This is a genomic window from Methylobacterium sp. J-076, assembly GCF_022829405.1.
Taxonomy (GTDB): Bacteria; Pseudomonadota; Alphaproteobacteria; order Rhizobiales; family Beijerinckiaceae; genus Methylobacterium.
The window spans coordinates 166,368-178,876 of record NZ_JAKSXW010000149.1 but is presented as its reverse complement, the minus strand read 5'-3'; the positions used below and the strand labels follow the sequence as shown (position 1 = coordinate 178,876).

The following is a 12,509-nucleotide window of genomic DNA, read 5'->3' as shown; positions in this document are numbered from 1 at the left end:
GGTTAAGGCGGCCCTAAAACCGCCGGGCCGCGCTCACGCCACCTGCCCCGAAAGCCGTGCCAGCGCTCGCTCCCGGCCGATCAGCGGCAGGAGCCCGGCGAGATCCGGGCCGTGGTCGAGCCCCGTCAGGGCGAGACGCAGGGGCATGAACAGGGCGCGGCCCTTGGCGCCCGTCCGGGCACGGACCTCCCCGGTCCAGGCCTTCCAGGTGCCGCCGTCGAAGGGCTCGGCCGGCAGGGTCTCGCGGGCCGCCCCGGCGAAGGCCGGATCCTCGATCCGCGGTGTGACCGGACCTTCGACGACGCGCCACCACTGAGCGGCCTCGGCGACCTTGCCGAGATTGGCGCGGACTGCCAGCCAGAAGGCCTCCGCCACCGCATCGGGCACGCCCATCGCCCGCAGCCGTTCGGCGGCGGCGGCGTAGGGCATCTCGTGGACGAGCCGGGCGTTCAGCCCGTCGAGGTCGGCCTCGTCGAACCGGGCCGGCGCCCGGGAGATCTCGGACAGGTCGATGAGCGTGGCGAGCTCATCCATCCCCTCGACGGCGCGCACCGATTCGGCGGAGCCCGTGAGGACGGCCAGGGAGCGCACGGCGCTCGGCTCGTATCCCGCCTCGCGCAGGCCCCGCAGGGACAGGTGGCCGAGGCGCTTCGACAGGCCCTCGCCGTCCGCCGTGGTCAGCAGGTTGTGGTGCCCGAAGATCGGCACGGGGGCGCCGAGGGCCTCGAAGAGCTGCACCTGCACGCCCGTGTTGGTGACGTGGTCCTCGCCGCGGATGACATGGGTGATGCCGAAGTCGATGTCGTCCACCACGGAGGGCAGCGTGTAGAGGTAGCTTCCGTCCGCGCGGATCAGGACCGGGTCCGACAGGGACGCGCAGTCGATATGGGCGGGGCCGCGCACGAGATCGTCCCAGGCGACCGTGCGGGCCTCGAGGAGAAAGCGCCAGTGGGGCGCACGCCCCTCGGCCTCGAAGGCGGCCTTCTCCTCCTCGGTGAGCTTCAGGGCGGCCCGGTCGTAGATCGGCGGCTGGCCACGGCCGAGCTGCCGCTTGCGGCGGCGGTCCAGCTCCTCGGGGGTCTCGTAGCAGGGGTAGAGGCGGCCCGCCGCCTTCAGCCGGGCGGCGGCGGCATCGTGCTCGGCCTTGCGCTCGCTCTGCCGGGCGAAGAGATCGGGCGCGATGCCGAGCCACGCGAGGTCTTCCCGCGCCGCCTGCGCGAAGGCCTCGGTGGAGCGGGCGAGGTCGGTATCGTCCAGCCGCAACAGGAACCGGCCGCCATGCCGCCGGGCGAACAGGGCGTTCAGCAGCGCCGGGCGGGCGTTGCCGATGTGGAGGTAGCCGGTCGGCGACGGGGCGAAACGGACGAGACTCATGTCCGCTCTCTAGCAGGCTGCCCGAAAACTCCCACCGTCTTTGCGAGGCGGCGTGGCGCGCAGACAGTCCCGGCATTTCCTCACCCCGGCCGTGAAACGCCCCGCGCGTCTCCACGTTGTCCGCCCGTGTTCACGGGAGCGTGAGCTGTCCCGGGGGCACGACGCCCCGCCGATGCCGGCGGGGTGGCCCGGCCGGTTTCCGGCTTCGATCAGACGGGGTGCCCGATGCGAACTGCCTTGATCCTTGTTCTCTCCCTCACCGCCGGAGGGGCCGTGGCGGCCGAGAACGCCAACAAGCCGCCGCCCCCGCGCGAGCCCGGCCCACCCCAGCTGGTGGCGCCGACCACGCCGCCGAACAGCACCGTGGTGATCGGCGCAGACGGGCAGAACAGCGGCCCCGGCGCCAACACCACCATCGCCCGGTCCGGCACGGGCGCGGCCACCGTCACGACCGATTCCGCCGTGGGCGGCAATGCCGGCCAGCCGAGCCGGGCGGTGCCGCAGGAAGGCGGCGGCGGTGCCGCGGGCGGCGGATCGTAGGCGCCAGCCATTCCCGCGACGCACCTATTCCGGGCCGTTCGAATCCGCCACAAGGCGGCACGGGAACGGCCCGGCTCGACGGTGGCGGAATGGACGAGACGACGGACATCATCGTGATCGGTGGGGGGATGGTGGGCCTCGCCTCGGCCCTCGCCCTGCGCGAGCGCGGCCTGGACGTGGTGCTGTGCGATCCGGGCGAGGCCCGGGCGCGAACCTCCTACGGCAATGCGGGCGTGGTCAGCCGCGGCTCGATCCTGCCGATGGCGAGCCCCGCCCTCTGGAGCAAACTTCCGGCCTACCTGCGCAACGCCGACCGAGCCCTGCGCCTCGACTACGCGCACCTGCCGCAGATCCTGCCCTACCTTACCCACTTCCTCGCGCGGGCGCGGGAGTCGCGCTGGCGCGAGGCGGCGGCGGCGCTGCTGCCGCTCACCAGCGCGGCCTATGCCGCCCACGAGCGCCTTGCGGCGAAGGCCGGGACCACCGACCGCCTCGCCCGCACCGGCTGGATCAAGGCCTACCGCACGGAGGAGGCCTTCGCGGGGGCGGCGCTGGAGCGCGACATCCTCGAACGTCACGGCGTCGCCTTCGAGCTTCTGGACGGCGATGCCCTGCGCGAGCGCGAACCCGCCTTGGTGCGCCGCTACGCCCGGGCGATGCTGCTCACCGAAACGGGTTCGGTGCGCGAACCCGGCCGGCTGATCGAGGCCTGCGAGGCGCTGTTCGCGCAGGCCGGGGGGCGCCGGGTCCGGGGCAGCGTCGGCCGCCTCGCCCCGGAGGCCGGGGGCTGGGCCATCGGCCACGACGGGGGCACCCTGCGGGCGAAGCAGGTCGTGCTCGCGGCCGGCGCCGCGTCGGGCACCCTCGCCAAGAGCCTCGGTTACAGGCTCGCGCTGGCGGCCGAGCGCGGCTACCACCGCCACTACGCCCTCCATCCGGACAGCCCGCCCCTCACCTGCCCGGTCCTCGACACCGGCGCGGCGTCGATCATCGCGCCCATGGGGCCGGACCGGGTGAGGGTCCTCTCCGGGGTGGAGCTGAACGCCCGGCATGCGGCGCCGGACCATTCGCAGATCGAGGCGGCGAGCCGCGAGGCCGCCGAAACCCTGCGCCTCGGCGGGCCCCTCGACAACGAGCCGTGGCTCGGCTCGCGCCCCTCGACGCCGGACGGGATGCCCGTGATCGGCCGGGCGCCCCGCCACGACGGGCTGATCTTCGCCTTTGGGCACGGCCATATCGGGCTCTCGACCGGGCCGATCACCGGAGAGATCGTCGCCGACCTCGCCACCGGCCGCAGCCCTTCCGTGCCGATCACCCCCTTCGCGCCGCAACGGCTGATGGGGCTCCCACGCCTGATCTAGCCATACCCCACCGGCCTGAGGCAGAGGCTGTTCGCCGCCCGCGTGATCTCAGCGGGACGCTCCCGCCCAGGCAACCCTGCTCTGCGCATCGATCGCGCCGGGACCGCGCGGCGAAGCCGGAGGCGATTGACGCCCACGCCTCGGTGCGGCCGTGGCGGATGCCGCGCCTACCGCCAGTCGTAGGGGTTGTACGGCTCGGCCGCCGCCTGGATCCGGCGCAGCATCTCCGGCTGGCGTTGGAGGGACGCCTGCCGGGCGAGGGCCCGCAGGAAGGCCCGGGGGCCGTGCTCGAGGTCCCGGCCGAGGCCGATGAAGCGGTCCGACGGTTCGACATGGGGCGGGTTGGCGCCCACGAGATACTCCACGTCGCAGACGGGCGGGTCGGTCCCGAGCTGGTAGCAGACGCGGACGTGCTTGAACGCTTCGCCGGGCTGCTGCTCGACCCGGTAGCCGGCGAAGGCGAAGGCGCCCCGGCTGGCCCGCTCGGCATAGGCGATGGTTCGGGCGACGGTGACGTACCCGTCCGTCACGTGGCTCTTCACCAGATCGACCGCCGCCCGGTCGGCCGGCACGAACGGCTCGGCAGCGGCGGCGGGGAATGCGGCGATCAGGACGGCGAGGAGGATCGGGGCGCGGCTCACGGCTTCCTCATGCAGACGGCCACCGGGGCGGCGTCCTTGGCGGGTTTGGCGTTCATGTCGATGCAGGCGACGGTCGCCACCCCGTCCGTGACGGACACGGAGGGCAGCACGGCCATGCCGCGACAATAAGCGCCGATCAGGTCTTCGTCCTTATGACAGGCGACGTCGAGGCGGATCTGGCTGTTGACGGAGGGGCCCGCCGGCCCCTGCGCCCCGACAGGGCCACGCTCCCCGACCGGGCCCGGCGCGCCCGTGGCACCGTTCAGGCCCGCGGGACCCTGCGGGCCGGCGGGGCCCTGCTCGCCCTTGGGTCCGGCTGGCCCGGCGGGGCCTGGCTTCGATTCGCTGCAGGCGCAGAGGGCGAGGATCAGCGCGGCGGCCAGCAGGGGTTTCATGGGGGACTCCGAGGCGCACGATGGCGCCGGACGAGGGTAGGGCCGCCCCGGCGCCGATCAATCGTCCCGGTAGACCCGCTCGCGGCGCTCGTGGCGTTCCTGTGCCTCGAGCGAGAGGGTCGCGATGGGGCGGGCGTCGAGGCGCTTCAGGGAAATCGGCTCGCCGGTCTCCTCGCAGTAGCCGTAGGACCCGTCCTCGAGGCGGGCGAGGGCCGCGTCGATCTTGCCGGTGAGCTTGCGCTGGCGGTCGCGGGCCCGGAGCTCGATCGACCGGTCGGTCTCAGAGGAGGCCCGGTCTGCGAGGTCGGGGTGGTTCTCGTTCTCGCTCTGCAACGCCGTCAGCGTGTCCTGGGCCTCCCGCAGGATCTCGCTTTTCCAATTCAGCAGCTTGCGCCGGAAATATTCGCGCTGCCTTTCATTCATGAAGGGCTCGTCGTCGGACGGGACGTAACCGTCCTCTAGAGTCACCTTCGCCATGCGTCGCCCTCTTCCGAATAGGGTGGCCGGTGTGCGGCGATAATCGAGTGCCGTATAGTCGACGCTCAGGGCCACCACAACGCGGCGGGGGCGTTCCGTCTTTCGTCAACCGCACTGTGTCGGTGCGTGCGGCTTGGTTGCCACGGTCGCAAGCCTCAATTTGCGCCATCGGCCCGCAAACGGATGATGGCGTTGGCAATCTCGGCCCCGATCGCCTGCGCCACCGGCAACCGGTAGTGGCTCTGGTCGAAGAACGCGTCCGGGTCGCGGGACTGGGGGCGACCGTCGCGCCAGTCGATCACCGCGCTTCGGCCGTGGCCCGCCAGTTCGGTGCGGATCGCCGCGCGGCACGCCCGTTCGGCCCTGGCGCGGGGGCTGCCGGCGGGCGGCTCCGCTGCGGCGTAGACCGGCGGGAACACGAGGACCACCGGGGTGGCGGCCGGGATCTCCGCGAGCGCCGCCCGGAACCGCCCGGCGACGGGGAACGGCCCGGCCCGGCCGGCCTCGGGCTCCGGCCCGGCGGGAATGTCGAGCTTGCGGCGGAGGTGCGGGTCCAGCGCGAACCCGAGGTTCAGGTAGTCGGCCTCGTAGTTCCACCAGCCATTGGCGACGGCCAGCGGACGTGTCCGGTTCAGCAGCCAGCCGATGCGGTTCACCGTCTCCTGCGCGGCGGTGAGCCGGAGCAGGCCGCGGAGATAGGACGGCCAGTCGCCGAGGAGCCAGTATGGGAACGGATGCTCGCTGGCGAAGGTCGGGTCGTCGCCGCACCAGAACGCATCCGCCGAGAGCACGATCGCCCCGGGCTTCGGGTGGTGGCGCAGGAACCAGCGCAGCACGGCGAATTGCTCGGCGGGGCCGGTGGCCGGCACGGAGAGCTGCACGAAGGGCACGCCCGTTTCCCGGCTCAGGATGGCCGGCTCGATGAGCTGGATGTGCGAGTTGCCGATGATCGCGCCATCATAGGCGCCGTCTCGGCCGCGCATCGCCACGGCGGTCCGCGGCCCCTGGGGGCGCAGGGCGCCGCGGGAGAACAGGGTGACCCGCCCGGTCTCGTAGGGATCGACCGCGACGGCGACGGCGAGGTAGCCGAGCGTCAGGCCGATGACGCCGACGACGATGGCGGCGGCGAAGCCCCGCCATGCGAGGTCCGGTGTGGGATGACGCTGCGCCATCCTCAGAACTGGAAGTAGATGAATTCGTAGTTCGCGTCGTCGCCGATCTTGAGCAGGACGAGCACGAAGAGGAGCGCGACGCCGATGGCGAGGCTGCGCCGGGGCGGCAGGCGGTGGACGGCGGCCCACGCCGTGGGGCCGAGGGTCGCCACGAGGGCCGCCGCCGCGATGGCGCGCCACTTGAACGCCGTCCCGCCCGGGGTGAGGCCGGCGAGCCCCTTGTAGATCGCGAGGGCGGCGTCGAACGAGGAGGCCCGGAACAGCACCCAGGTCAGGACGACGAACAGGCTGGTGAGCGCCCAGCCGACCGGCGCCGGGATGCGCAGGCGGGCCCGGCGGGCCAGGATCCCCGCCCCGAGGCCGGCGCCGTGGAGGGAGCCCCATGCGAGGAAGGTCAGCCCGGCCCCGTGCCACAGGCCGCCGAGCGCCATGGTGGCGAAGAGGGCGCCGACCTGCCGGGGCAGGCCGCGTCGATTCCCGCCCATCGGGATGTAGAGGTAGTCGCGCAGGAACCGCGACAGCGTCATGTGCCAGCGCCGCCAGAAGTCCTGGAGGGAGGTGGCGCGGTAGGGCACGTCGAAATTCTGCGGCAGGACGAGGCCGAACATCAGCGCGATGCCGAGCGCCATGTCTGTGTAGCCGGAGAAGTCGAAGTAGATCTGGAAGGTGAAGCCCAGCGCCGCCTGCCACGCCTCACCGGAGCCGATGGCCCGGCCCTGCGCCGCCGCCTGGAACACCGGGTTGACATAGGCCGCCAGGGGATCGCCCAGAAAGACCTTCTTGGCGAGGCCGACGGCCAGGAGGACGAGCCCGCGGGCGAAGCGTTCGGCGGCGTCGGCGCGCGCGTAGGGCCGCTCGTCGAACTGGTGCATGATCTCCGACCAGCGCACCAGCGGCCCGGCGAGGACCTGCGGGAAGAAGGCGATGTAGAGGGCGTATTTCACCAGCCCGAAGGCGGGGGCGCGACCGGCCCGGAGGTCGGACAGGTACATGATGTGGTGGAAGGTGAAGAACGAGATGCCGAGCGGCAGGGCGAGGCCGAGGCGCGGCGCCCCAAGCCCGGGAATCAGGTTCGCGAGGTCGGCGAAGAAATCGACGTACTTGAACACCCCGAGGAGGGCGAGGTTGCCGGCGATCGCCGCGGGAATCAGCCAGCGGGAGCCGGTCCGCTCGAAGGCGCGGGCGACGAGCCAATTGACCAGGATCGAGCCGGCGAGCAGCGGCACGAAGCGCACGTCCCACCAGCCGTAGAACACGAACGACAGGACGACGAGGAGCGGCAGCCGCCAAGCCGGCGCGGCGCGCGCGACCAGCCCGTGCAGCACGAGCGCGGTCGGCAGGAAGGCGAGGAGGAAGACGTACGAGTTGAAAAGCATTCAGCGGCGCGGCCGGACCGCCAGGCTCCTCGAAGGCGGCGGGCCTTGTCGGAGATCGGCGCCGCCCCGTCAACTCAAGCGACGCGGTCGGACGGTGGAGCTGGGCGCGGCGCTGCCCCGCCCGATGGGACCGGTGCCGATCTCCTGCAGTTGCCGAGGTCGACCGCGGCGATCATCCGTCTCGTCGCTCGTTCCTCATGGACGGCCGAACGGGCTCGCCGGTCAGGCGTTGGCCCGGCTGCGGCCCGCCAGGGCTTCGGCGGCGATGGTCAGGCCCAGGCCGACCGACCCGAACGTATCGCCGGACACGATCCGCGCCTCCGGCAGGGCGGCGGCGAGGGCCGCACGCAGATGCGGCAGCCCGGTCGAGCCGCCCGTCAGGAACAGGGCGTCGATGGCGCTCGCCGGCAAGTCGGCCTGCGTGAGGCATCTCCCGATCCGCGCGGCGACCGCCCGGGAGAGGCCGTCCGTTCGCGTGGCGAGGCCGGCCCTGTCGAGACCGGCGGCGAGCCCCCGCTCGATGGGCCCGAGGTCGATCGTGGCCGAGCCCGTCTCGGAAGCGGCGATCTTGGCCGCCTCCACCGTCCCCGCCAGGGCGTGGCCGCGCTCGTCTTCCACGGCCGTGCGCAGCCGGCCCACGAGGTCCGGCCGCGCACAATCGCGCAGCACGTCGTCGATCTCCCGCAGGGTCCGGCCGTCGTAGAGGCGGTTGATCGCCGACCAGGTGGCGAGGTCGTGGTAATAGGCCCCTGGAACGGACAGGTCGCCGCGCTTCATCGCACTGCCGAAGCCCAACAGCGGCATGACCGTGGCGAGGCTGAGCTGGCGGTCGAAATCGGTCCCGCCGATCCGCACACCGTCGTTGGCGAGGATGTCCGCGGCCCGGTCGACCCGGCGTCGCCGCTCGGGCGACAGGCGCACGATGGAAAAGTCCGAGGTGCCGCCGCCGATATCGGCGATGAGGGCGATCTCCTCCCGGGTGACCTGCCGCTCGTAGTCCAGGGCGGCGGCGATCGGCTCGTACTGGAAGGCCACATCCCGGAAGCCGACGTCGCGGGCGATCTCCCGGAGCGTCTCCTCCGCCCGCCGGTCTCCCTCGGGGTCGCCATCCACGAAATGGACCGGCCGGCCGTGCACCACGGACTCGAAGCTCGTCCCGGCGGCCTCCTCTGCGCGGGCCTTCACCATGGTGAGGTAGCGGGCGATCACGTCGCGCAGCCGCAGGCGCTCGCGGCCGACGGGGGTCGCCTCCTCGATCAGCGGCGTGCCGAGGACCGACTTGAGGCCGCGCATCAGCCGGCCGGGCTTGCCGGCGACGTAGGCGGCGGTGGCCGCCCGGCCGATCATCGGATCCCGGCGGGGCTCGAAGAAGATCGCGCTCGGCACCGTGACGTGGTCGCCCTCCAGGGGGAGCAGCGCCGGACCGGCGGGGCCGAGGTGCCCGAGGGTCGTGTTCGACGTGCCGAAGTCGAGGCCGCAGGCCGCCATCGGGAAATCCGGTCGGTTGATGAGGGGTGGGGCGTGGCGCTTAGCCGTCCCCGCGTCCCCGGTCCAGGCGCGAAGCCGTGGACAGGCGCATGGCGGACCCGCCCCTCGGGCACAAGGCGTGGTAAGGGATGCGGATGCGCTGCGACATCGATCTCGGACTGACGGGCGACCGCCCGGCTCTCCTCGACCTGACCGAACTGCTCGCCACGCGCCTCCTGGTGCAGGGCAATTCCGGCTCGGGCAAGTCGCACCTGCTCCGCCGCCTGCTGGAGCAGAGCGCGGGGCTGGTGCAGCAGGCGGTGATCGACCCGGAGGGCGACTTTGCCAGCCTCGCCGAGCGCTACGGCCACGTGGTGGTGGAGGCGGACGGCGACGATGCCGCACTCCAGCGGGTGGCGGCGCGGGTGCGCGTCCACCGGGTCTCCGTGGTGCTGACCCTCGACAACCTCGACGCCGACGGGCAGATGCGCGCCGCCGCCGCCTTCCTCGGCGGCCTGTTCGATGCCGAGCGCGAGCACTGGTACCCGATGCTCGTGGCGGTGGACGAGGCGCAGCTCTTCGCCCCCGCCGCGGCCGGGGAGGTGTCGGACGAGGCCCGGCGCCTGTCGCTCGGCGCCATGACCAACCTGATGTGCCGCGGGCGCAAGCGCGGCTTGGCGGGGGTCATCGCCACCCAGCGCCTCGCCAAGCTCGCCAAGAACGTCGCCGCCGAGGCGTCGAACTTCCTGATGGGCCGCACCTTCCTCGACATCGACATGGCGCGGGCGGCCGACCTCCTCGGGATGGAGCGGCGGCAAGCCGAAACGTTCCGCGACCTGCCGCGGGGCCAGTTCGTCGGCCTCGGGCCCGCCCTGGCGCGGCGCCCGCTCACCATCGCCGTGGGCACGACGGAGACGGTGAGCCGTGCCGCCGCCCCGGGCCTGCTCCCCCTGCCGGACGCGATCGAGGATGCCCGGTCGCTGATCCTGACGCCGGAGCCCCGGGACGAGGCCGCCCCGCCCGTGCGCCGCCAGCCAAGGGCCGCGCCGGTCCAGGACGTGCTGGCGCAGCTCGCCTCGTACCGCCCCCCGGTGCCGGCGGAGGAACCGGAGGACGAGGCGCTCGACCCGGCCGAGCGCGAGGCGATCATCGCCGAGGTGCTGGGCTCGGTGCTCGCCGATGCCGACGCGGCCACCTGCACCCCGGCGACCCTCTATCAGGACTTCACCGTCCGCTGCCGCATCCGCCGGATCCGGGGCGAAGCCCTCTCCCTCCCCGAGTTCAAGCAGCGGGTCGCGGTGGCGCGGGCCGAGGCGGGGGGCGAGGTGAGCGACGGGTCCGGCTGGGAGAAGGCGCAGGCCATCGCCGCCGGCCTGCCGGACGACCTCGCCGGCCTGTTCCTGGTGGTGGCCCGCGCGGCCATCGAGGGCGCGCCCTGCCCCACCGACGCCGCCCTGGCGGAGGCCTACGGCACCAGTTCGGGCGGCCGGGCGCGGCGGATGCTCGCCTTCCTCGAGGAGCGCGGCGCCATCGTCACCCGCCGCGACCTGCGCGGGGCGCCGATCATCGCGGTGCCGGACCTCGGCACCGAGACGGCGCCGGGCGCCCCGCAGCCGGCGGCGGGAGGCCTGCGGCGGCGATTGGGATAGGGTTGTCCCGGCCGATATCGAGGCGAAGGGCCGTCAGGAGTGAGATCGCTCTCGTTCCCCTCGACCTGATCCCGGCCGGCTGATCGCGAAGGTCCTGGGACGTTTTCCGCGAAGCGTGGAGCAGGTGCTCCCACGGCTCTGTGCGGGTCCCCTGCCCCTTGTGAGGAGGGGTAGGGGTGGGGGTGGTGCCGGATGAAGCGCCCCGGTGCCCTCCCATCCCGTCGTCGTGCAATCAAGGGGGAACGAAGCGCGCGGCGTGAACGCTCACACGCCCCGGCGCATCTCCAGCTTCGCCAGCTCCACCGCCGTGCGCAGCTCGATGTCGGCCATCAGCCCGTCGAGGACCGGGTCACCGGAGGCGCCGGCGCGCTCGGCGAGGCGGGCGGCCACCGCGCGCAGCTCCCCGGCGCCGACGCGCCCCCCGAGGATCGCCGCCTTCAGCCGGTCGAGGCCGTCGAGGAGATCGTGGCCCCGGCGGGCGGTGCGGCGGCGGCGCTCCTGGGGGGTGTCGGCTTCGGCCTGGAGCAGGAGGACGGCGTCGAGCCCCGCCAGCGTCGCCGCCGGAGCCGGGGCCGAGGCGTGGGCCGGGGCCTCGGGCGGAGCGTCCAGGCTGAAGCCGCGCACGCCGTCGCGTCGCCCGGCCGAGACGCCGACGGTCGTCCGGATCGGCTGGCGGGTATCGACGCGCATCATCTCATCAATGGCCGGGAAGGAAGAACCCGACCCTCGGCCCGGTACGGTTAAGCAGCGGTAAACAGGCCGGCAGAAGCTGCCGGGTCGGCAGGAATGGCGCCGGCCGGATGCCGTCACCCGTCCGGCCTCCCCACAGCGAAACGCTTCCGCAACAATCACTTACCGCCGCGGGCATCCTGGCACGGCGCTGGCGTAGGACGGGCAGGCCCCGCCATGGTTCCAAACCCGGCATGCATTCCCGTCCCACGACGCTCCGACCGATCCCGGCCCTCGTCGCCGCGCTGCTGGCGCTGCTGGCGTTCTGCGCGCCGGCCCTCGCCCTGTCGCGGGTGAAGGACCTCGCCTCCATCGAGGGCGTGCGCCAGAACCAGCTCGTCGGCTATGGAATCGTCGTCGGCCTGAACGGCACCGGCGATACGCTGAACAACATCCCGTTCACCAAGCAGTCGCTCCAGGCGATGCTGGAACGGCTCGGGGTGAACACCCGCGGCGCCACGATGCGCACCCAGAACCTCGCCGCGGTGATGGTGACGGCGAGCCTCCCGCCCTTCGCGGCCCAGGGCACCCGGATCGACGTGACCGTCTCGTCCCTGGGCGACGCCAAGTCCCTCCAGGGTGGGACGCTGCTCGTCACCCCGCTCCTCGGCGCGGATGGCGAGGTCTACGCCCTGGCGCAGGGGTCGATCGCCATCGCCGGCTTCTCCGCGGAGGGCGACGCCGCCAAGATCACCCGCGGCGTGCCCACCAACGGGCGCATCTCCAACGGGGCGAACATCGAGCGGGAGATCGCCTTCAAGCTGAACGACTCGCGCTCCCTGCGCCTGTCGCTGCGCAACCCCGATTTCACCACCTCGAAGCGGGTCGCCTCGGCGATCAACGACTTCATGGGCGCCGACACCGCCGAGCCCACGGACCCGGCCACCGTCACGATCCAGATCCCGGCGCGCTACCACGGCAACATGATGCGGCTGATCACCGAGGTGGAGCAGCTGAAGGTCGAGCCCGACCAGGCCGCCCGCGTGGTGGTGGACGAGCGCTCCGGCATCATCGTGATGGGCCGGGACGTGCGCGTCTCCACCGTCGCCATCGCCCAGGGCAACCTGACCGTGACGATCACCGAGCAGCCCCAGGTCAGCCAGCCCGCGCCCCTCTCCAACGGCCAGACCGTGGTGGTGCCGCGCACGGGGGTGAAGGTCGATACCGGCGACGGCAACAAGCTCGCCCTCGTCAAGGAGGGCGTGAGCCTGCGCGACCTCGTGGACGGGCTGAACGCCCTCGGCGTGGGGCCGCGCGACCTGATCTCCATCCTTCAGGCCATCAAGTCGGCGGGTGCGCTGCAGGCCGATATCGAACTCATGTGAGGG

At 72.9% G+C, this 12,509-nt stretch carries 12 protein-coding genes; 4 read left to right on the top strand and 8 right to left on the bottom strand.

Annotated elements, in window-relative coordinates; all coding sequences use genetic code 11:
* Positions 1-33: 33 nt before the first annotated feature.
* Entirely contained in the window at positions 34-1,374 is a 1,341-nt protein-coding gene (gene gltX / locus MKK53_RS23015) for a glutamate--tRNA ligase (RefSeq protein ID WP_243931166.1), read from the bottom strand.
* 237 nt (positions 1,375-1,611) lie between these two features.
* On the opposite strand from gltX, the gene MKK53_RS23010 reads away from it, so the two are divergent.
* Together MKK53_RS23010 and MKK53_RS23005 are read left to right on the top strand one after the other, a co-directional pair.
* Positions 1,612-1,914: a hypothetical protein gene (locus MKK53_RS23010; RefSeq protein WP_409564402.1), complete on the top strand. Its 303-nt coding sequence runs from the start codon at positions 1,612-1,614 to the stop codon at positions 1,912-1,914.
* Positions 1,915-2,003: 89 nt separating this feature from the next.
* The gene (locus MKK53_RS23005; RefSeq protein WP_243931162.1) at positions 2,004-3,275 is read left to right on the top strand and encodes an NAD(P)/FAD-dependent oxidoreductase; all 1,272 of its coding nucleotides are present in this window, start codon (positions 2,004-2,006) and stop codon (positions 3,273-3,275) included.
* Between the two features lie 167 nt (positions 3,276-3,442).
* Here the strand turns inward: MKK53_RS23005 and MKK53_RS23000 are convergent, their stop codons facing one another.
* The 6 genes from MKK53_RS23000 to MKK53_RS22975 all read right to left on the bottom strand — a co-directional run bounded on the left by MKK53_RS23000 (position 3,443) and on the right by MKK53_RS22975 (position 8,824).
* A complete protein-coding gene (locus MKK53_RS23000) occupies positions 3,443-3,916 on the bottom strand; it encodes a hypothetical protein (protein ID WP_243931160.1) in 474 nt (157 codons plus the stop codon).
* Positions 3,913-4,311: a hypothetical protein gene (locus MKK53_RS25500; protein ID WP_279599219.1), complete on the bottom strand. Its 399-nt coding sequence runs from the start codon at positions 4,309-4,311 to the stop codon at positions 3,913-3,915. Before MKK53_RS25500 ends, MKK53_RS23000 begins: the two co-directional genes overlap by 4 nt.
* Before the next feature lie 57 nt (positions 4,312-4,368).
* A complete protein-coding gene (gene dksA / locus MKK53_RS22990; protein ID WP_243931158.1) occupies positions 4,369-4,788 on the bottom strand; it encodes an RNA polymerase-binding protein DksA in 420 nt (139 codons plus the stop codon).
* 155 nt (positions 4,789-4,943) lie between these two features.
* Positions 4,944-5,960, bottom strand: a complete 1,017-nt coding sequence (locus MKK53_RS22985; protein WP_243931156.1) for a hypothetical protein — start codon at positions 5,958-5,960, stop codon at positions 4,944-4,946.
* A 2-nt stretch (positions 5,961-5,962) separates the two neighbouring features.
* Positions 5,963-7,336: an MBOAT family O-acyltransferase gene (locus tag MKK53_RS22980; RefSeq protein ID WP_243931154.1), complete on the bottom strand. Its 1,374-nt coding sequence runs from the start codon at positions 7,334-7,336 to the stop codon at positions 5,963-5,965.
* 222 nt (positions 7,337-7,558) lie between these two features.
* The gene (locus tag MKK53_RS22975; protein WP_243931152.1) at positions 7,559-8,824 is read right to left on the bottom strand and encodes an Hsp70 family protein; all 1,266 of its coding nucleotides are present in this window, start codon (positions 8,822-8,824) and stop codon (positions 7,559-7,561) included.
* A gap of 134 nt (positions 8,825-8,958) precedes the next feature.
* Here MKK53_RS22975 and MKK53_RS22970 point away from each other — a divergent pair, with 134 nt between their 5' ends.
* Positions 8,959-10,452, top strand: a complete 1,494-nt coding sequence (locus MKK53_RS22970; protein ID WP_243931150.1) for an ATP-binding protein — start codon at positions 8,959-8,961, stop codon at positions 10,450-10,452.
* A gap of 264 nt (positions 10,453-10,716) precedes the next feature.
* Here the strand turns inward: MKK53_RS22970 and MKK53_RS22965 are convergent, their stop codons facing one another.
* Positions 10,717-11,142, bottom strand: coding sequence for a flagellar assembly protein FliX (locus MKK53_RS22965; RefSeq protein ID WP_243931839.1), 426 nt, complete (start codon positions 11,140-11,142; stop codon positions 10,717-10,719).
* Between the two features lie 233 nt (positions 11,143-11,375).
* On the opposite strand from MKK53_RS22965, the gene MKK53_RS22960 reads away from it, so the two are divergent.
* Positions 11,376-12,506 (top strand): flagellar basal body P-ring protein FlgI, encoded by a 1,131-nt coding sequence (locus MKK53_RS22960; RefSeq protein ID WP_243931147.1) that lies wholly within the window; start codon positions 11,376-11,378, stop codon positions 12,504-12,506.
* The last annotated feature ends 3 nt before the right edge of the window (positions 12,507-12,509 follow it).

Excerpts from the sequence above, each read along its gene's own strand:
- gltX (WP_243931166.1), bottom strand. The coding sequence starts at position 1,374 with ATGAGTCTCGTCCGTTTCGCCCCGTCGCCGACCGGCTACCTCCACATC.
- MKK53_RS23005 (WP_243931162.1), top strand. The coding sequence starts at position 2,004 with ATGGACGAGACGACGGACATCATCGTGATCGGTGGGGGGATGGTGGGC.
- MKK53_RS25500 (WP_279599219.1), bottom strand. The coding sequence starts at position 4,311 with ATGAAACCCCTGCTGGCCGCCGCGCTGATCCTCGCCCTCTGCGCCTGC.
- dksA (WP_243931158.1), bottom strand. The coding sequence starts at position 4,788 with ATGGCGAAGGTGACTCTAGAGGACGGTTACGTCCCGTCCGACGACGAG.
- MKK53_RS22985 (WP_243931156.1), bottom strand. The coding sequence starts at position 5,960 with ATGGCGCAGCGTCATCCCACACCGGACCTCGCATGGCGGGGCTTCGCC.
- MKK53_RS22980 (WP_243931154.1), bottom strand. The coding sequence starts at position 7,336 with ATGCTTTTCAACTCGTACGTCTTCCTCCTCGCCTTCCTGCCGACCGCG.
- MKK53_RS22975 (WP_243931152.1), bottom strand. The coding sequence starts at position 8,824 with ATGGCGGCCTGCGGCCTCGACTTCGGCACGTCGAACACGACCCTCGGG.
- MKK53_RS22970 (WP_243931150.1), top strand. The coding sequence starts at position 8,959 with ATGCGCTGCGACATCGATCTCGGACTGACGGGCGACCGCCCGGCTCTC.
- MKK53_RS22965 (WP_243931839.1), bottom strand. The coding sequence starts at position 11,142 with ATGCGCGTCGATACCCGCCAGCCGATCCGGACGACCGTCGGCGTCTCG.
- MKK53_RS22960 (WP_243931147.1), top strand. The coding sequence starts at position 11,376 with ATGCATTCCCGTCCCACGACGCTCCGACCGATCCCGGCCCTCGTCGCC.